The 18,460-nt window shown below is 43.8% G+C and carries 17 protein-coding genes; 4 read left to right on the top strand and 13 right to left on the bottom strand.

Annotation, left to right across the window (positions count from 1 at the left end; all coding sequences use genetic code 11):
• Positions 1 to 20: 20 nt before the first annotated feature.
• Complete coding sequence (locus R7F67_RS13745; protein WP_238951938.1) at positions 21 to 782, bottom strand: transporter substrate-binding domain-containing protein; 762 nt, start codon at positions 780 to 782, stop codon at positions 21 to 23.
• A 120-nt stretch (positions 783 to 902) separates the two neighbouring features.
• A complete protein-coding gene (locus tag R7F67_RS13740) occupies positions 903 to 1,421 on the bottom strand; it encodes a cysteine hydrolase family protein (protein WP_033906138.1) in 519 nt (172 codons plus the stop codon).
• Positions 1,422 to 1,535: 114 nt separating this feature from the next.
• On the opposite strand from R7F67_RS13740, the gene R7F67_RS13735 reads away from it, so the two are divergent.
• On the top strand, positions 1,536 to 2,447 hold the full coding sequence (locus R7F67_RS13735) for a GlxA family transcriptional regulator (protein WP_193843576.1): 912 nt from the start codon (positions 1,536 to 1,538) through the stop codon (positions 2,445 to 2,447).
• A 205-nt stretch (positions 2,448 to 2,652) separates the two neighbouring features.
• Here the strand turns inward: R7F67_RS13735 and R7F67_RS13730 are convergent, their stop codons facing one another.
• The 3 genes from R7F67_RS13730 to R7F67_RS13720 all read right to left on the bottom strand — a co-directional run bounded on the left by R7F67_RS13730 (position 2,653) and on the right by R7F67_RS13720 (position 5,545).
• Positions 2,653 to 3,702, bottom strand: coding sequence for an alcohol dehydrogenase family protein (locus R7F67_RS13730; protein ID WP_042523727.1), 1,050 nt, complete (start codon positions 3,700 to 3,702; stop codon positions 2,653 to 2,655).
• Positions 3,699 to 4,220 (bottom strand): TetR/AcrR family transcriptional regulator, encoded by a 522-nt coding sequence (locus R7F67_RS13725; RefSeq protein WP_042523849.1) that lies wholly within the window; start codon positions 4,218 to 4,220, stop codon positions 3,699 to 3,701. The genes R7F67_RS13730 and R7F67_RS13725 overlap by 4 nt, the downstream gene beginning before the upstream one ends.
• Positions 4,221 to 4,363: 143 nt before the next feature.
• A complete protein-coding gene (locus R7F67_RS13720) occupies positions 4,364 to 5,545 on the bottom strand; it encodes an MFS transporter (protein WP_017635963.1) in 1,182 nt (393 codons plus the stop codon).
• 159 nt (positions 5,546 to 5,704) lie between these two features.
• On the opposite strand from R7F67_RS13720, the gene R7F67_RS13715 reads away from it, so the two are divergent.
• Positions 5,705 to 6,589: a LysR family transcriptional regulator gene (locus R7F67_RS13715; RefSeq protein ID WP_005377338.1), complete on the top strand. Its 885-nt coding sequence runs from the start codon at positions 5,705 to 5,707 to the stop codon at positions 6,587 to 6,589.
• 115 nt (positions 6,590 to 6,704) lie between these two features.
• Here the strand turns inward: R7F67_RS13715 and R7F67_RS13710 are convergent, their stop codons facing one another.
• On the bottom strand, positions 6,705 to 7,610 hold the full coding sequence (locus tag R7F67_RS13710; protein WP_170890255.1) for a TIGR03571 family LLM class oxidoreductase: 906 nt from the start codon (positions 7,608 to 7,610) through the stop codon (positions 6,705 to 6,707).
• Positions 7,611 to 7,742: 132 nt separating this feature from the next.
• The gene (locus R7F67_RS13705) at positions 7,743 to 8,648 is read right to left on the bottom strand and encodes a LysR family transcriptional regulator (protein ID WP_005377343.1); all 906 of its coding nucleotides are present in this window, start codon (positions 8,646 to 8,648) and stop codon (positions 7,743 to 7,745) included.
• A gap of 112 nt (positions 8,649 to 8,760) precedes the next feature.
• On the opposite strand from R7F67_RS13705, the gene dkgB reads away from it, so the two are divergent.
• Complete coding sequence (gene dkgB, locus R7F67_RS13700) at positions 8,761 to 9,561, top strand: 2,5-didehydrogluconate reductase DkgB (protein WP_064368441.1); 801 nt, start codon at positions 8,761 to 8,763, stop codon at positions 9,559 to 9,561.
• A 198-nt stretch (positions 9,562 to 9,759) separates the two neighbouring features.
• On the opposite strand, the gene R7F67_RS13695 is transcribed toward dkgB, so the two are convergent.
• From R7F67_RS13695 to R7F67_RS13670, 6 genes are all read right to left on the bottom strand, one after another.
• Positions 9,760 to 10,452 (bottom strand): SDR family oxidoreductase, encoded by a 693-nt coding sequence (locus R7F67_RS13695; protein ID WP_053304419.1) that lies wholly within the window; start codon positions 10,450 to 10,452, stop codon positions 9,760 to 9,762.
• 106 nt (positions 10,453 to 10,558) lie between these two features.
• The gene (locus R7F67_RS13690) at positions 10,559 to 11,257 is read right to left on the bottom strand and encodes an IclR family transcriptional regulator (protein ID WP_258475503.1); all 699 of its coding nucleotides are present in this window, start codon (positions 11,255 to 11,257) and stop codon (positions 10,559 to 10,561) included.
• Positions 11,258 to 11,344: 87 nt separating this feature from the next.
• Positions 11,345 to 13,315, bottom strand: coding sequence for a tetratricopeptide repeat-containing diguanylate cyclase (locus R7F67_RS13685; RefSeq protein WP_318057225.1), 1,971 nt, complete (start codon positions 13,313 to 13,315; stop codon positions 11,345 to 11,347).
• 186 nt (positions 13,316 to 13,501) lie between these two features.
• On the bottom strand, positions 13,502 to 13,855 hold the full coding sequence (locus R7F67_RS13680; protein WP_005377352.1) for a DUF2750 domain-containing protein: 354 nt from the start codon (positions 13,853 to 13,855) through the stop codon (positions 13,502 to 13,504).
• Between the two features lie 175 nt (positions 13,856 to 14,030).
• Positions 14,031 to 14,645 carry an OmpA family protein gene (locus R7F67_RS13675; RefSeq protein WP_005377354.1) on the bottom strand — a complete coding sequence of 205 codons (615 nt, stop codon included), beginning with the start codon at positions 14,643 to 14,645 and terminating at the stop codon, positions 14,031 to 14,033.
• A gap of 2 nt (positions 14,646 to 14,647) precedes the next feature.
• Positions 14,648 to 15,958, bottom strand: coding sequence for a TolC family outer membrane protein (locus R7F67_RS13670; RefSeq protein WP_017635971.1), 1,311 nt, complete (start codon positions 15,956 to 15,958; stop codon positions 14,648 to 14,650).
• 400 nt (positions 15,959 to 16,358) lie between these two features.
• Between R7F67_RS13670 and R7F67_RS13665 the strand changes: the two genes are divergently transcribed.
• Positions 16,359 to 18,460, top strand: a 2,102-nt coding sequence (locus R7F67_RS13665; protein WP_318057244.1) for a cadherin-like domain-containing protein, incomplete at its 3' end; no start/stop codon positions are given.

Genomic DNA, 18,460 nt, shown 5'->3' with positions numbered 1-18,460 from the left:
ACTATAAAAAAATAACGAGGTTACTCGTAAATACTATAGGAGAAATACTTGCTGGCGATGGTTTTATGCTTACCGCTCTGGATCAATTTTTGTATTCCGCTATCGAGTAATGCTTTTAATTCTTTGTCTTGTTTTCTCACTGCTACGCCAATGCCACGGCCGAACCACTTTTCCTCTGTAAACGCTGGTCCAGTAAAGTGATAGCCTTTACCTTGTGCAGTTTCAAGAAAACCAGCACTTAAACCGATTGAGCCGCCAAATACAGCATCTAACCGTCCATTGAGTAGATCGGTAAATGCCTCATCGAACGTACCATAACGACGAATATCAATATCTGGATACAAGGCAGAAAGGTACTTATCACCAATTGTGGCTCTTTGAACTCCAATAGATAAACGATTTAGGCTGCCGTCATCCATGTTGATTTCTCTATCATTTTTCATTATAAAACGAGTCGGTACTTTTGCATAAGGGACGGTGAAATCGACTTTCTTTTCTCGTTCTTCTGTGATTGTCATTGCAGCAATAATCGCATCGTTCTTGCGACTAAGGAGAGAAGGGATGATGCCATCCCAATCCATTTTTGAGATAACGCACTTTACTTCTAACTCTTTGCATAACGCGTTAGCGAGGTCGACTTCAAACCCTTCTAGCTTTCCCTCTTTTGTCGTCCAGCTAAATGGGGGGTAAGCCCCTTCAACAGTGAAGCGAATTTGTTTCCACTCTTTCGCATGGCTGAAAACTGAAAATAAGCTAATAAACAATACGACTATCCATTTCATAAACGTTTCCTTGTAACTGTTTGGAAACCAATGTTTAACACAAAGTAAGCAAATATCAATGAAAGTGCATATATGTGTGACCTTTCGCCCGCATTGTGTGAGCGAAAGGTTTTGCGTGTATTACAGCTTATCTTCAATAGTTACGAGGGGAACTCTCGTTGAGACAGCGTGAAGTGCAATGTTGTGAATCATTTCATCGACCGTGGTACAGCTATCCATTAAGATCGAAACATCATACTTGTCCGCAGATTTTGAAATAGCAGTATGTGTCACGCAGTTTTGTGTCATCATTCCGCATACAAGTAACTCCGTTACATTTTTGCTTGCCAATACTTCTTCTAAACGTGTTCCTTCAAAGCTATCTGCGAAGTGCTTTACCACGATTTCGGAATTCGGCGCTAAAGCAAGAACTTCTGGGTGAATATTGGCACCGTCGCTGCCTTCATTGAAGAATGGGGCAATACCCATGGCAGGGTCGGCAATATGCTGAATATGAATCACAGGAATGTCTTGCTCATTGGCTTTAGTTATTGCTCTCTTAACATTGTCTAAAGTCGATTCTGTATTCCATAAAGGAAACTTTCCTTCTGGGAAATAGTCGTTTTGCAAATCAATTACAAGTAGGGCTTTTTGAGTCATTTTATTTTCCTTTTATTGAGGATCAGTGCGGTACGAATAATATAAAGACTTTTAGCCACCTTCTTTAGAGTCTAAAATGACACAAAAGAGTCAAAAAGCGACACTTGAAGATAAATGAAAATAGCACTCGTTAATTACCCAGATAGCTCGCAAGCGTCCGTATACGGTTTAAGCGAGCTCTTCGAGATGGCAAACCGTGCGGCGGCTAAATTGGGCGTTGATGTGCACTTTGAAGTAGAGATATTGGATCACTGGTCAAACACGCACTTCGATGTGAAAACAGCGGTAATGATTCCGCCTAGCGGCACTGGTCAATACTACTTAGAACCAGAGCCAGAGCTACTCGACTGGTTAAATGTCCAATATAGTAAAGGTGCGATTTTAGCCTCCGCCTGCGCTGGTACTTTTATTCTTGCTCAAACCCAGTTGTTGACCAATAAGTCTTGTACGACACACTGGGGCTTGGCTCCTTCATTAGCGAGTCAGTTTCCCGATATCCACGTAAGACAAGAAGCCATCCTTATTAACGAAGGAACGATCATTACGGCTGGGGGTATGATGTCATGGGTGGATTTAGGTTTGGAGTTGGTTTCCTTATTTGCGTCACCGGCAGTAATGCGCCTGTTAGGAAAAATGTTGGTTATTGATACTGGTCCGAGAGAGCAACGCTTTTATCAACAGTTTACTCCAAACTTCCAACATGGTGATGAGGTAATTGTTCAAATACAGCACTATATAAACGATCATTATCAAGGAAAACTGAGCAATAAAGAGCTTGCAGAGTTGAGTTGTTTAACAGAAAGGACATTGCAGCGACGCTTTAAAAAGGCGACAGGTTTCAATGTTAACCAATACATACAAAGCTTAAGAGTACAAAAAGCTTGTGATTTACTTGAGTCGACAACCCTAACATTTGACGCAATATCATTTAGAGTGGGTTACCAAGATGTGAGCGCGTTCAGGAAAATATTTAATAGAATCGTAGGTTTAACACCGAAGTCGTTCAGATCTCGGTTCTGTTCATGAACGCCAGAAGTAAGATAATGTTGGTATTAAACATTTATAACTCAGAAGCAAACACCGCATATTTTTACAAGCTGGCTTAGCGTGATGAAAAGGGATAACAAGCTAAGCCAACCGTAGCGCACTCCTAATTACTGAACATTTTGTAGAATGCTTAAAGGGTTCTCAAATTACAATGACTTGTATAGGTCGTTGTTAATCACAAAAGCTATGTGATTTCCAAAACCAGTTTCCCAATATGTTGCTTGCGTGAAAATACTTCTTGCGCTTGACCTATCTGGTTCAAGGGAAATGACTCCGCGACTAAGGGACGAATTGCGTTCTGTTCGATATAGCGAACTAAGTTACCGAATACTTCTGGTGCCAAAACGGTACAACCAAATAACGCTAGGTCTTTAAGGTAAAGAGTTCTTACATCCAGCTCGACAATTGGGCCGCCTATGGCGCCGGAAACAGCGTATCTTGATCCTGGCTTTAGTACCTGAAGAAATTGTGGCCACTGCTCTCCTGCGACCAAATCAATCACTACGTCAACGCTGTTTTCTCCGAGAGTCGCTGTTAAATTTGCATCGCGAGGGATAACTTGGTTTGCTCCTAATGCCGTGATCTGTTCTTTCTTTTCTGGGCTGGCGATAGCAATGACGTATGCTCCACGCGCCTTCGCCAGTTGGATTGCGGCAGAGCCAACACCACCGGATGCCCCTGAAATCAGTACGGTATCGCTCGCTGTGACATTAGAGCGGACAAGCATGTTCTCTGCAGTTGAATAAGAACAAGGGAAGGAGGCCAAGTCGATATCCGATAAACTACTATTCACTGCATATGCATGTTTACTGTCAACAACAGTGAACTGAGCAAAGCCACCATCACATTCTGAACCGAAGTACCAAGGCAAGCTAAGTGCTTGACTGTTGAAGCGCGTAATACATGGTTCGATGAGCACGCGCTGGCCGACTCGTGATGGGCAGATATTCTCACCAACAGCGACGATGGTACCGCATACATCGGCACCTTGGATTCGAGGGAGAGATAGCGCGTCTCCTGACCAACTTGCATCCATGCTATTGGCGTCGTTTTTAGAATACCATGCTGTTCGGGTATTGATGTCGGTGTTATTGACTCCGGCGGCGGCTACTTGGATCAATACATCATCAGGCGAGGGGACTGGCACAGGTATATCATCGCGGTAACGAAGCATATCTGGCCCACCATGACCGATAAGTTGGACGCCTTTCATTACTTTCGGGATTGTGGTCATTGATTGTTCTCCTTCATTAGTTCTAGCAGAGTGTGTTCAGCGGATGCAAAGGCAGCGTGACCGAGAACCGGCCATGCGTTGGATAAACCTTCATGTAACAAGAAGAGTGTGGTTGCGAGGTCTTCTCGCTGACTTAGTTGGAGCATAAGCTGACGGACCGCCAATTTGTGTTGTTTTACTGCTTGATTAATCGATAGATTTTCTGGATAGGCTGCTAATGCATTGATGGACATGCAGCCATTCGGTGCAAACTCCTTCATCCAATCCTCGAGGCGAGTGAATAGGTGTAATACAGCCGGTGTTCCATTGGCAGGGGCGTCTTCGAGCAAAAAACTCAAATACCTTTGATGGCGATGCTCGAGAGCTGCAACAATCATCGCTTCCTTGGAGGGGTAGTATTTGTACAGGGTTCTCAGGCTGACTTCGCAGGCGTTTTTGAGTTGGGGTACGCTCGGCTCGGCGAAGCCATACTGACTGAATGCTTTTTCTAGGCTTGCTGCGATTTTTTCTTTCACTATTTGACATACCAGGTAGAACGTTTGTTTTACCTAAGGGTAGAATAAACTTTCTACCTCAGTCAATGGTGTATTTAAACTCTGTATTGAAAGCCCGACGTAATGCCGGGCTAACTTAAGTGATTTTTATCGATTCGGAACGTGAATCAGTGTGCCGTTGCGTGCTGCTCTCCACGCTTGTCTAGCATTCCGCTGAAACGGGTTAGTAGTAGAGCACCTAATACTACGATCGCGCCAATCCAAGGTGTGTGCATCAGCCCAGCATTGGCCACGATAAGGCCACCGCCCCAAGAACCCAGTGCAATACCTACGTTAAATGCAGCAATGTTGAGACCAGAAGCGACGTCGACTGCATCAGGTGAATATTTCTCTGCTAGTTTGACAACATAAACTTGAAGTCCTGGAACGTTACCAAAGGCAAAGGCACCCCAGACAAGAATGGTCACTACTGCAGAAATTGGATTAAATGCTGTGACACTAAACACGAGCAATACCACAATTAGGCCCGAGAAAATCGCTGTCAGAGCTTTGATTGGCCCCATAGAGTCGGCCATCTTTCCTCCCCAGATGTTGCCGAATGCGACCGATACACCATAAACCAACATAATTAGGCTGATAGCGCTAGAGCCAAACCCCGATACTTCTTCCAAAATAGGAGCCAAGTAAGTGAAGGCTGTGAACGTACCACCGTAACCTAGCGCGGTGATTGCGTACACCAAAAGTAGACGAGGCTGAGTCAAGACTTTCACTTGCGATGACAGCTTGGTTGCTGGTGGTTGTTTCAGATTACTCGGCACTAGCAGAGCGCTTCCTATCAGTGCGATGATTCCAAGGATCGCGACGATTAGGAAGGTTGCCTGCCAACCAAATGTCTGGCCAATCCAGGTGCCAAGTGGCACGCCCGTCACTAGAGCTACGGTGAGACCGGTAAACATAATAGCAATTGCGCTAGCGGCTTTTTCTTTTGACACTAGGCCAGTGGCGATAGTCGAGCCGATCGAAAAGAACACACCGTGTGCAAGCCCGGTCAGTATCCTTGCTGTAACTAGTGTGTTGTATCCAGGTGCTTGCCAGGCTAACAGATTGCCAAGAACAAACAGTGCCATCACAGAAAGCAGAACGTACTTTCTTTTCCAGTTACCAGTCAGCGCTGTTAAAACGGGAGCACCAACCGCGACACCAAGTGCGTACAGGCTAACTAAAAGACCCGCTGAAGGTAATGATACGTTGAGGTCGGAGGCCATAGTCGGTATCAGACCGACAATTACAAACTCCGTGGTTCCAATAGCAAAGGCGCTAAGCGTCAATGCAAGTAAAGCTAAAGGCATAACAACTCTCTCTTATAATCATTGAATATGAATGGATAAACGAATAGCCCGTCTCCATGTCGTGTATTATTAAAGAGTTATTCGTTGCGAAAAATGGTGTTTATTACAAAATACTTTTGTTATAAGTGAAGGAAATGCGCAGTTAGGGAAGGGGATGAAATGTTAACCCGATCAGATGAATTAGAGATTCTTATGGCAGTTGTGGATAGTGGTGGATTTTCTTCCGCTGCTGATGCACTAGGTATCCAAGTCGCTAGGGTATCTCGTGCGGTTAGTAAAGTTGAATCACAGTTGGGGGTAACCTTGCTGAATCGCACGACACGCAGAGTGGAAGTTACTGAGGAAGGGCATCAGTTTGTTGAAGCGGTTCGCTTAGGTTTACTACAAATACAGCAAGCTGAAGAAGAGATCATCACACGAGGTGAATTACCCAAGGGGCGCTTAAGAGTTGATGCCGCTAGCCCATTTGTTTTACATCAACTCGTGCCGTTAATTCAGCCATTTAAAGAGGCTTATCCTGATATTCAGCTCGATCTTACCTCTAATGAGGGTTTTGTGGATCTATTGGAAAAAAGAACCGATGTGGCGATACGTATTGGACGATTATCGGATTCAACACTGCATGCTAAACCTTTAGGAACAAGCCCACTATTTATCGTTGCCACGCCTGGTTATTTATCTAAACGAGGTTTCCCTGAAGCGGTGAGCGATTTGCGCAGTCATAACTTGATCGGTTTTTCTGGCGCTAAAGTGTTAAATCAGTGGCCATTACGAGGGTTTGAGATGATAGAGCCTGATATCCTATCCAGCAGTGGTGAAACGGTTAGACAGTTAGTGCTGGCAGGGAACGGCATTGCATGTTTATCTGGCTTTATGGTGAAAGATGATCTTGATTCTGGACGGTTAGTGGCATTGTTTGAATCGGAAAAAATCACAAATACTGGACGAGAACAGGTCAATGCTGTGTTCTACAAATCTTCTTCAGTCTCTAAGCGTATTTCCGCGTTCATCGACTTTATTCAACCAAGACTTACTTTAAAATAACACTATTATTGTTGTTTTAACAAAAGAGTTTTGTCGTTATTGCAGCTTTTGTTTTTCCAACTGCCAAGCCTAGCGTGCCACCCCTTAGTAAGGTGGCACATATTTTTATTTGCTCTTAGTTAAAGCGTGGCAACACGTACTGAGCGATCTGTTCCATTGATTTATCAATTGGTTGGCTATTACGACGGAAATGCAACCCGATGTGATTGACTCCTGCTTCTTGCATTTTTTCTAGCTCATCGCTCAAGCCATTGACTCCGGCCTGGATACCAAAATGATGCCGAACGACTGGTGCATTTGGGTTATCGACTAAATCAAGATGAATAAAGCTGGCGTAGGGTTTGTTTCCCGCTACGGAGCGCCAAAGTGCAACGCGGTGTTCATGATCATCAGGTGTGCCTGGGTAGGCGAGCCAGCCGTCTAGGTTTTCTCCTATCCATTGTGGACTTTGCTGCGCTAACCCTGCGACATAGATAGGAATATCAGCAAACTCGGGTAATAACTGTAGATCGTTACCCAGCTTATCATTTTGCGTATCTTTCAAAATCTCTACACTTTCTCGAAAAGCTGAGCCACGGCTGTCAAAGTTAGCGTTAAAAACGGGATATTCACTAGGACGGTCTCCACTAGCCACACCGAGTATCAGGCGGTCACCACTTAACTCGTTGATGGTCGCAGCGGCTTTTTTTACTAGCCAAGGTTGTCTTAACGGTAATACTATCGCTGCTGTCCCTAGTAGAATGTTGTCAGTGCACGCAGAGAGATAGCCAAGATAACTGAACGGTTCATAAATTTGTGCCGCGTCTCCAAAGTTAGGGTCGTACAACGGGACATCTCTCACCCACGCTACGTTAAAGCCTAACTTATCGGCTAACATAATACGCTGTTTATGTACACTCATGTCTGGTACGCCGAACGGTTTTCGTTGGAGCAGGCGTTTTTTCTGGCCTTCTTGGGTCCAGTCATTATCTAGGGGGAGCTCAACCCCGATGGTGAATCTGTTACTTAAATCTTTATGCATTATGAAGCCTGACTATTACTGTGAGTACTAGGAGGCAAGGTGCCTCCCTGATATTCAGGACACTATGAGATTTTTGTTGTGAGAAAAAGCGGCAAAAAGACAAAAGTGTTTTGCCACAAACAGCGGTGGTCTTTAAAGGAACTGGTGGTTCTCTACCTTGATTTCTTGCTTGATGAAGTCAATAAAAGAGCTGATCCGGCGTGAGGTACTGGCATTTTTGTAATACACCGCATGAACGGGCTGTTCGACATTATGCGTGTGTTCACTAAGCACGCCCACTAAGCGACCAGCTTGTCGGTCAGAGTAGGTCATAAAGTCAGACAGGCAAGCTATCCCCGCACCATGTAAGGCTAAACATCTTAGCGTCTCGCCATTATCAGATCTTAGGCTACTCATAATACGCAGAAGTTTGTTCTTATCATCCATGATCGGCCATTCCTTAAGATACTCCGGCTTGTTGAATCCAAGTAGCTTGTGATTGAGTAACTGATCTATTGAGGTTGGAGTACCATGTTGTCTTAAATACTCTGGACTCGCGACGATTCGAATCCGACTTTTACCAAGAAATATCGCGCGCATGGTTGAGTTTTGTAGCTCACCGATACGAAAAGCAATATCGGTTTTTGTTCCCAAAAGGCTAATATTTTCCTCATTGGAATTGAGATCGATTTCGACTTCTGGATACAAGCTCTGATATTTAGCAATGTGCGGCGTTAGTACGTGCAGTAAGAAGGGGGTAGCTGCGTTTATTCGTAGGAGGCCAGAAGGCTTATATTTCTGGCTTTTCAGTTGTGCTTCGGCATTCTCTACTGCTTCTACAATATGTCTGACTTTATCGAGGTATATCGTTCCTTCATTAGTAACATCTAACTTACGGGTTGTGCGATTTAACAAAGTCGTTTCGAGTTTGGCTTCTAGCCGAGATACCGATCGACTCACCGCCGAGACGGTCATCGATAACAGTTCAGCCGCAGAGCTGATTGAACCCGTATCGACCACGGCCATAAAGGTGCGCATTTCATCTAGAGTAGCTTTCATTGTTGAATATATTTCAAATTAGATTTGAGTATTGTTAACTTTACGGAAAGTTTCTTGCGGCGTAAAGTTTTGCTTCGAATCAACTATAAAATCGATAATTCAGGAGATTTAGATGAAAGTACCATCATTTGGCGTCGGCACGTTTCGTTTAGAGGGTGAAGTAGTTAAGGATTCAGTCCGTAATGCGTTAGAAGTGGGTTACCGCGTAATTGATACTGCACAGATTTACGGTAATGAGGCAGAAATCGGTGAAGTATTGACACAGTCCGGTATTGCACGTGATGAGCTATTCATTACGACCAAGATCTGGGTTGATAACATGAACACGGAACAACTCATTCCAAGTCTAAAAGAGAGCTTAGAAAAGCTAAATACAGATTATGTGGATTTGACCTTGATCCATTGGCCTGGCAATAATAATAACTTGAACGAATACATGGCTTCATTACTTGAAGCTAAATCGCAAGGGTTAACCCGTAATATTGGCGTATCCAACTTTAATATTGACTTGTTGCAACAAGCGATAGAAGTGGTCGGTAAAGAGAATATTGTTACTAACCAAATCGAGCTTAGCCCTTATTTGCAAAATCGTAAGTTGGTCAGCTTCATGCAGGAAAACGATATTCAGGTAACGTCTTACATGACCTTGGCATATGGGAAAGTACTTAGGGACCCAACTATTGCAGGTATTGCTGAGGACTATCAGGCCACGCCAGCTCAAGTCGCACTTGCTTGGGCTTTGTCAAAAGGTTACGCGGTGATCCCGTCTTCAACTAAACGAGAGAATTTGGCAAGTAACCTGAAAGCACTTGAACTTAATCTGAGTGAAGAGGCGATCGCTAAGATAGATGCGCTGGAAAGAAATGGCCGCGAAGTAAACCCTGAAGGGCTAGCGCCTGAGTGGGACGATTGAGTGAGTTTCACGGGAAATCATTGCCTAAATGATGCCGCTGCAATCGCTGACTTCCTCAGCGCTTGACGGTGGTACAACACCATAGACGATAACGGCTAGCTTGTCTGACGATAGCGCGTGCTTTTATCTTTTTGGCCTATTGGTTTATTGTATTCTCCCGGCCTTCAATTTGGCCGGGAGACGTCATTTAGAGATCATTTACCATTCGATTGTAGAGCCATCAAATACGCGGAAGCTTCCGGATTGCTCAAGTGTTAGCTGTTCTGCGACCGAAACAATACCAGCAACACTTTCCTCGGCAGAAAAGGTTGCGTCCTCACCGCCCATATCGGTTTTTACCCAGCCGGGATGAACTGCGACAGTTTTTACTCCTCGTGATTCGAGATTGCGTGCTGCTGATACTAGAACCTGATTAAGCGCTGCTTTAGATGCTCGATAACTGTACATGTTACCTGAACTGTTATCGCTTAAACTCGCAACTCGGGTTGAGATTCCCACGATGGTTTTGTGCTGACTTTTCGCAACGTTGTCTTGTAGGGCTTGAATTAGCAGGGCAGGTGCGACGGTATTTATGTTTAGTACTTCTAGCCATTTTTTCTGGGTCATTTCGCCAAGCTTTGCACACTCTTCGCCTAATACACCTGCATTAAGAACTAAATGATCGAGCGGACGATCCGCTAATTGAGTGGCTAACTGATCGATATCTTGTTGGTTAGTGACGTCTAGAGCCATCAGTTGAAGTTGATTGGATTGGGTTACTAGTTCATTGAGCTGCTTAGCATTTTCTGGTGAACGACAAGTTGCGATAACTTGCCAACCTTTTCCAAGGTAGTGGCGGACAAATTGCAAGCCTAAGCCACGGTTAGCGCCAGTGATTAATACAGTAGACATCGCTTCTCCTACGTTGTTGAGTTGAACAACGACCATATTAGAGGCGACGTATAAGCATGTAATCAAAACAGTATAAAAATGGCCTAGGATTCGACATTGTCAAATCTTAAAATTTGAGAAAGATTCTTGCAAAGTGTTTTAGCCTAGTGACCGTCAGTTCGGAGGCAGCACCGCTAACACCTGCAACAGCAACGACTTTACCATCCAAGTAAAGGGGGATCGCTAAGCAATTGAGGTTTGGCTCTGCCTCTTCTAAATCGAGTGCGTAACCTGATAATATAACCTGATTAAGTTCAGTTTCTAACGTGGGGGATATTTGGTTTTCAAGGCGTAATGTTCGACGAAGCTCATCATCAAAACTAAGAAAAACTTTGCCGATCGCAGATGTTGTGAGTCCTTCTCGTTTCCCTCTCGGGCTACGGATAGTAAGAGGGTTATCCTGCTCTATAGCATCGATATACAAGTACTCTTTAGCGCCACTTTGTACAGCGAGGTAAGCTGTGTTGTTAGTCATTTGGGCCATTTTTTTCAGCAATGGAACAAAATGTTGTCGGATAGCTTCGTTTTTTTGTTCAATCGGCTTAGACAGTTCATAGCATCTAAACCCTAGGCTGTAGCTATGGTTGTGTTTGGATACATATCCAAGAGAGTGTAGAGTCGCAAGTAACCCGTGAACAGTCGTCTTATTTAACTGGATCGCATTACTGATAGTCTGTAATGATAGGGGAGATTCACTCATCGAGAGCAACTCGAGGATTAGAAAACCTCGCTCTAGAGACTGAATGTTTTTTCTTGCCTTGGGCACAAAGACTCCTTGATGATGATGTTGCATCTGAATGGCTTACTGATGCTTCCACCTATAACAAACCACTACGCTGGTGGTTTGGTTTTATTAGAGAATATACTCAGCACTTAAACTGATCGGCTCGTTGTATGCGTCCACAAGGGAGTTTTTTCCTTGCTTCTTAGCATTGTATAACGCTTGGTCTAATATCGAATAGAGCTCATCAAAGTTGGTGAGTGGCATTGAGGTTGATAGATAGGCCAGACTCGCAGATATATTCAATTGATGGTTATTAAGCGAATGTACACTCTTTTCTGAAATTGTTTTATGCAGACTTTGTATTCTAAAGGGAACGTCAATCTCATCGACGTTTTTCAATAGCAAGATAAACTCTTCTCCACCTAAACGACCCAAGTAATCTCCCTTATTAAGTTTAGCTTTAAGCGCTTTGCATACCTGTTGTAGTACTAAGTCGCCAGTCGGATGACCATACTGATCATTAATCGCCTTAAAGTCATCTAGATCGATTAATGCTAGAACGTAGCGGAAGTCTCCTTCCGCTTTGGAGGTTTGGCTTTTAATCGTCTCTATAATTGCCGCTCTGTTTAATGCACACGTTAAGCTGTCTATTTTGGCTTTTAAGCGTGTTTGTCGCTGAACCATCAATGCCAGAGCGAGGAGAACCAATAAACAGAAAACAACAAAATTATAAGTGCGTTGTTGATCTGTGAGTTTTTCAAACTGGTACTGACTTAGAAGAGTTTCGTTGTTCAACTGCGCGACTTGTAGATCATATTCATACTCTTTTTTAGTGAGATCTAGTGCCTCTAACGCCTTGATATTACTCGCGTCTCGGTTCGTTAGTTCAATCGTCGAGTAGGCCTTGTGATGCTCCAGCGCCTTTTTGTAATCATTTTGAGCTTGGTATGCTTTTGAGAGGAGTAATTGGGCTTGCGCTTGCAATAAGGGCCTAGCGTTTTTTACCGCTAATCTTAACGCTATTGTATTGTGTTCAATCGATTTTTCGGGTGTATGGTTCTTTAAATATGCCAATCCAGCAGCCAAATGACCCTCTGTTTCAAGGTGCGTATTCTCATAAGTTTGGGCAATGTTTAATGCTCTTCCAATGTAATCTACCGCGGTATCTAATTGCCCAGAATCGGCCAAAGCAGCAGATAACCCTAAATAGGTCAACCCTTGCCCGTATGGGTAATGAAGTTGTTCGAGAATCGTCAATGCATTTTTGTAGTGGCTGATGGACTTATCGAGTTCTTTGGATTTTCTGTACATCGCTCCTAGACTATGTTCGACTTGTGCAGCTTCAAGAGGTGTCCCTTCATCTTGGCGAACCAGTAGGGCTTGAATGAGATATTGCTCTGATTGTTCAAATTGCCCCAGCTCTGCAAGTAAATTGCCGACGTCATTGTAAATCCCTGAAGGATCGCTTTGCGTCGACATGTTGGCCATCAACTGTCGATACAAACTTAAGGCTTTTTCATAGTCACCGCGGTAATTGTAGTTATTTGCTATTACGCGCAAAGCAAGATCAACAGGGAAGTTTTCTTGATGCTTATGATTTAAGTGGCTCTCTAAGGATGAGCAATAAAAGTTTGCTTTGTGATAACGACCTTGTTGATTCAGCGTATAACAAAGTTGATAGTTCATCAGAGCCTTGCCTTCGGAATCGGATATTTTCTTCATTGTCTGTCGCAAAGAAGAAAAGCTATCTACTGAGGCCTCGTAACTACCATGCTTACGTTCCTTTAAGGCAAGAATATATTCTGATTCTAATTGAGAAAAACGGTTGTCTAAGACTTGACTGCTGCCGTAGTAAGGCTGATTTATGTTTGACATATATTCATAAATCAATCCACTTACGTAGAGCTTTTCGCTGTCCGATTTCGCTGTATGGTAGCGATCTTGAAGCATGCTCAATGCCGACTCAGGGTTGCTTCGTAGTGTGGTTTGGTAGACAGAGTGCCACTGTGTGATATTTTGGTTTGGTTCAATATCTTGAGTGTCGCTTGCATATACTGGAGTGAGCAAAAGTGACGCAAGCAAGGGATAGAGCACGCGCATGTTTAAACGAGCCTTTAATTTAAGGTGCCTTTAAAGTTGAGTTATCATAGCGCTTTTAACGCATCAGCGTTGTGATTAAGTTGGGTGTACTAAGAAAAAGAGTAGTGAAACTATGCACTTGGTCGAGATATTGAAAGAAGAGGCATAAAAAGAAAGACCTCAACATAAAGTTGAGGTCAGAAATCTTTAATCAATGTAAAGCTTTGCTAGATCTTGAGGCTCCATTTCTTTGCCTTCTAACTGATCGTTCCAGTTAGTTCCAACAAGAACACCATCTTCAGCAAGAGTCAAAAGCCAATCTTCAACAAAGATATCTAATGGGATTTCTAGTACAGTAAAATCTGCCCATTCTTCAACATTATGTGCTTCTGCATCTTCTTTAGAAGACCAGAAAGGCATGACTTCGCTGTTTTCGAATTCAGTTGAATCGCAAGATAGCCAACCTTCTTCATTGCGTAAACCCCAAACCAATTGGTTTTCTTTCGTTTCTGCAACAAAAAGGTCAAGGTTCGCTTGGATATCTGATGTAAGTTTGCTCATTTCAAAACTCTCGTTGTTATGACGTGGCTAGAGTAACACTAAAGTGCCGATTCCTAAAGCATAATACGGTTGTCGAAATGAGTAAAAATAAAGGAGCCGAAGCTCCTTTTCTGAGGTTAAGTATTCACTCGTTTTTGTTTGCTTTATGCTCACAGAGCAAACAAAAACAGGTACTTTACCTTTCTGGAAGAGTTGTGAATATTGTCCACTCTCTTTTTATCTCGCCTTTGTAACCAACGACTGATGCGGTTACTCGACGATTTAAAGCATGGCTGACTTCATCGGTCCCTTGCTGTGCTAAGTGAGTGTCACCAAAACCAACAATGCGGACTCTACTCGGTTCGATGTCGTAGCTTAGTAGGGCTTCACGGACATTGCGTGCTCGTCTTTCAGAAAGATCTTGGTTATGCTTTGAACCACCAACTTTACTAGCATAGCCGTGCAGCTCTATCGAAGTAGTAGGGTACTCTTTTAAAAAGTCGGAAAGCTCTCGAACTTGTCTTCTGAAGACTGGATTGATCTCATCAGAGTCGTTAGCAAAAAGTATCCGCACTTGCATGTTATCTGATGCTTTAATGTATTCTCCACAACCGTCGTTGTCGACCTCTGAGCCTTCAGGTGTGCCTGGACACATATCTCGAGCATTGATGACACCATCGTTGTCGTCATCTTGCAAATCTGCTATTTGTTCTGCATTTGGTACAGGACGATACTCATATTCGTCTTCAGCAACAACGTGTTGAGTGATGGCGAGCATACCCAATGCAAATAGAATCTTCACTGGTTTCATGATCAGTACTCCACCTTTTCATTCCATTCTGTAGGTACATCGACACGCAAGGCATTTAACAATTGGCCAGTCGCGTTCATAACGCGGTACTTGGCGTACTGCTCTGAGTATCGAGCATCCAAGTAGTTCTTTCTCGCTTCGAAAAGTTCGTTTTCAGTATTTAACAAGTCCAGCAGAGTGCGTTTTCCAATGCGATACTGCTTTTCGTAGGCGATGACAGTTTCAGAGGCCGAATCTACGTGATCCGCTAGGAACTCTTTTTGTTGAAGTGTTAAATCTAACGCACTCCAAGATAGACGAAGACCTTCTTCTACTTGGCGGTATGCACGTTCTCTTAGGTCTTTTGCTTTATTTAGTTGGTAGGCAAAACTTTCAGCGTTGGCTACGTCACTACCACCGTTAAAGAGGTTGTAACGCATACGTAACATTGCTGTTGTCTCTTCGCTGCTTCCTTCGATACCGCTTGCATCATCACGCCATGTTTGAGCCGCTTCTACCGATATCGTTGGGTAGTAAGTTCCCTTAGATTGCTTGTATTGGAACTTTGCAGAGTCCACATCAGCTACCGAAATTTTGATTACTGGATGTGACTCGAATGCCAAGTCAATCGCTTCATCGATGGTGTAGGGAATAAAGTTTTGGTCCGCTCTTGGGAAAATCAATCCTTGTGGTGACTGTCCGACAAGGCGTGTAAAGGTGGTGTGGCTGTCATATAAGTTGTTCTGAGCTGCCACCAAGTTACCGTGAGCCTTTGCTAAACGAGCCTCTACCTGGGTTAGGTCTGCTGTAGAACCGATACCTGAGTTAACTCGCTTTTTAATGTCTTCATAGATCTTCTTATGCACTTTCAAGTTATTCTCGGAAAGTGTAAGAATTTCATAAGCTTTTACTGAGTCTAAATAAACTTTCGCGACCTCTAAAGCGGTGTCTTGGGCATCAGCTAGAAGTTGATAACGGACCGATTCAGCATCAGCTGCTGTTCGATCCATATCATTAAGTGTCGCTGAGCCATCCCATATTAGCTGGGTTAGTGTCACGGTGGCTTCTTTTCTTGTCAGATCGGTTGAATCTCGCCCTGACTCTGCAGGTTTGATTCCTTCGTAACCGATACCGGCATCTAAGTCTACGGATGGGAGGTAAGCACCACCAGATGCTTCATTCACATACTGCTTGCTAACGAATTCATTGAACGCACTTTTGATGTCAGGATTGGTTTTTAATGTGTTTTCAACCGCTTGCTCTAGCGTTTGCCCAAAAGCATGACTAGCGGTGAACATACCAATACAAAAGGCGTTGGCACGAGTCCACTTCACTGTGATTCTCCTAGATAATGGTAAAAATTCTCGAGGTGATAGGGCTTATAAGTGGAATACTTATAAGGGCGTCAATAATTTAGCGCACAATAACATTAATATGCGATGAAGTAACCTGTTGATTCGCTGTTCATTTGTTTCAATTTTGATAAATCAACCTACTAAATCTGCCTAAAACTTGAATTAAGATCTCAAATTAAAGATGGAGGTAATGGCTAGAAACGAGTGTCCAGATTTTAATAAAATAAAACACTTATGCATCTGGGTTCTTATTGATGTATGACACATAATTACTTTATTGAGCATCAAATTGCTGTTATTGCACTATATATTCGGGCAATATATAGCAAATTAGTATTGTTAGTCAAAAACTTGACAGTTATTTAGGGTTAAGGTTTATATGGATCGTACAGCATTAGTGCCACTCGGTAATCAAGTCGTCGTAATAGGTTTGGATGGGCAGCTGAGAGTCCTTGCAGAAGGACAGCAGCCTCTACCAGGTGAAGTGATAGTGGCAATGACAGATGCTGCGCCTCAAGACCTGAAAATTCAGCTTGCTCAAGAGCAAGGTTTAAAAGATATTTCAGACGATGTAGCACAGATTATTAGTGCTATTGAGCAAGGTCAAGACCCTTCTGCTATTGATGAAGAACTCGCACCTGCAGCGGGTGAAAATAGTGGCTCCAGTTTGCAAAATAGTGCCACGATTGTACGAGATGGTACTGAAGTGCTAGCCTCAACAAACTTTGAAACTATTGGCCTAGAATCCCTCGGCTTATCTGAAACACAAGCGTTGACCTTAAATGACTTCTTCACAACAGGTATCGAGACAAGTGGGGATGGCTCAAGTAAGCCACTTACTAATTCTCCAGTGACATTAAGCGCTGTTGAGGAAGATAGCGATCCAATCACGATAACTACTGAAGAATTACTATCTAATGTCAATATTGATGATGCCGATACTCTTGTCATTACAAACGTCACTATTGAGAGTGGGAATGGCACCTTAATTGATAACAGCGATGGATCTTGGACTTACATTCCAGAGGCTGATGATGACACTGAAGTGTCATTCTCCTATGACATTATTGATAACGATGGCGGTGTTATTAATGGCACTGCTAACTTAGATATTACGCCTGTTAATGACGCGCCAATAGCAACTAATGATGCGATTCAAACTGACGAGGATTCCCAGGTTGTAATTGATGTGCTCGCTAACGACAGTGATATTGAAGGTGATGATTTAATCATTACCTCTGCTTCTGTACCAGAAGAGCAAGGTATCGTTGAGATTATCGATGGTAAGCTTGTTTTCACTCCGGCTGAAAATTTCAACGGTAATGCAACGATTAGCTACACCATCTCAGATGGTGAGTTAGAGGATGAAGCCCAAGTTTCGGTAACAGTAAACTCAGTTAACGATGCGCCTATTGCCTCTAATGATACAACAATTACAGAGGAAGATAGCTCAGTAACGATTGATGTCCTGCCAAACGACACCGACATTGATGGTGATACGCTGTCTATCCAATCGGCATCTGTGCCGAGTGACCAAGGTACAGTTGAAATTGTTGACGGCAAGTTGGTCTTCACACCGGCTGAGAACTTCCATGGTGACGCTGAAATCTCTTACACCGTCACCGATGGTTCGCTGACCGACCAAGCGACGGTCAACGTCACCGTGAATGCGGTGAACGACACGCCTGTGGTTGAAAGCAACATTGCAGACCAAACCTTGGCGGAAGATTTTACGCCATACACCATCAATCTGAATACCGCTTTCAGCGATGTGGATAACGCCGATGGTGAGTTAACGTTTAGTGTCTCTGGCAACAGCAACATTCAAGTGGCGATCGTCAATGGCATTGCTACGTTCACTCCAACCGCAGACTGGAATGGCTCAGAAACCCTAACCTTTACCGCCACCGATCCAAGCGGTGAAAGCGTTAGCCAAACGGTGAACTTCACGGTAGCGCCTGTGGCAGATATTGAATCTGACCGCGCGACGGTTGTGGAAGACACACCAACCATCATTAAGGTTTTAGGTAACGACACGTTCGAAGGCGACGACAAAGTGGTGTCGCTGGATACCAACAATGGACCAGCTAACGGCACGGTCTCGGTCAACCTGGACGGCAGCGTCACTTACACGCCAAACGACAACTACCACGGAACAGACAGCTTTACCTACATCGTTACCTCCGGTGGGGTATCGGAGTCCACCACAGTGAACGTCGATGTCACGCCAGTGAACGATGCGCCAGTGGCGACCAATGACACGGCGATTACTGACGAAGACACGCCAGTCACGATTGATGTCCTGCCAAACGACACCGATATTGATGGTGATACGCTGTCTATCCAATCAGCGTCTGTGCCTGAAACACAAGGTACAGTCGAAATTATTGACGGCAAATTGGTGTTCACGCCAACTGAGAACTTCCATGGTGATGCTGAAATCACTTACACCGTTACCGATGGTTCACTGACCGACCAAGC

This window comes from Vibrio sp. YT-17, assembly GCF_033337375.1.
Taxonomy (GTDB): domain Bacteria; phylum Pseudomonadota; class Gammaproteobacteria; order Enterobacterales; family Vibrionaceae; genus Vibrio; species Vibrio alginolyticus.
The sequence above is the reverse complement of the archived record's forward strand: the minus strand, read 5'-3'. Positions and strand labels throughout refer to the sequence as shown.

What these genes read in the sequence shown, in the direction of transcription:
- R7F67_RS13730 (WP_042523727.1), bottom strand. Translation starts at nt 3,702, where the DNA reads ATGACCACAATCCCGAAAGTAATGAAAGGCGTCCAACTTATCGGTCAT.
- R7F67_RS13680 (WP_005377352.1), bottom strand. Translation starts at nt 13,855, where the DNA reads ATGAGCAAACTTACATCAGATATCCAAGCGAACCTTGACCTTTTTGTT.
- R7F67_RS13720 (WP_017635963.1), bottom strand. Translation starts at nt 5,545, where the DNA reads ATGCCTTTAGCTTTACTTGCATTGACGCTTAGCGCCTTTGCTATTGGA.
- R7F67_RS13745 (WP_238951938.1), bottom strand. Translation starts at nt 782, where the DNA reads ATGAAATGGATAGTCGTATTGTTTATTAGCTTATTTTCAGTTTTCAGC.
- R7F67_RS13675 (WP_005377354.1), bottom strand. Translation starts at nt 14,645, where the DNA reads ATGAAACCAGTGAAGATTCTATTTGCATTGGGTATGCTCGCCATCACT.
- R7F67_RS13705 (WP_005377343.1), bottom strand. Translation starts at nt 8,648, where the DNA reads ATGAAAGCTACTCTAGATGAAATGCGCACCTTTATGGCCGTGGTCGAT.
- R7F67_RS13715 (WP_005377338.1), top strand. Translation starts at nt 5,705, where the DNA reads ATGTTAACCCGATCAGATGAATTAGAGATTCTTATGGCAGTTGTGGAT.
- R7F67_RS13740 (WP_033906138.1), bottom strand. Translation starts at nt 1,421, where the DNA reads ATGACTCAAAAAGCCCTACTTGTAATTGATTTGCAAAACGACTATTTC.
- R7F67_RS13710 (WP_170890255.1), bottom strand. Translation starts at nt 7,610, where the DNA reads ATGCATAAAGATTTAAGTAACAGATTCACCATCGGGGTTGAGCTCCCC.
- R7F67_RS13685 (WP_318057225.1), bottom strand. Translation starts at nt 13,315, where the DNA reads ATGCGCGTGCTCTATCCCTTGCTTGCGTCACTTTTGCTCACTCCAGTA.
- R7F67_RS13735 (WP_193843576.1), top strand. Translation starts at nt 1,536, where the DNA reads ATGAAAATAGCACTCGTTAATTACCCAGATAGCTCGCAAGCGTCCGTA.
- dkgB (WP_064368441.1), top strand. Translation starts at nt 8,761, where the DNA reads ATGAAAGTACCATCATTTGGCGTCGGCACGTTTCGTTTAGAGGGTGAA.
- R7F67_RS13695 (WP_053304419.1), bottom strand. Translation starts at nt 10,452, where the DNA reads ATGTCTACTGTATTAATCACTGGCGCTAACCGTGGCTTAGGCTTGCAA.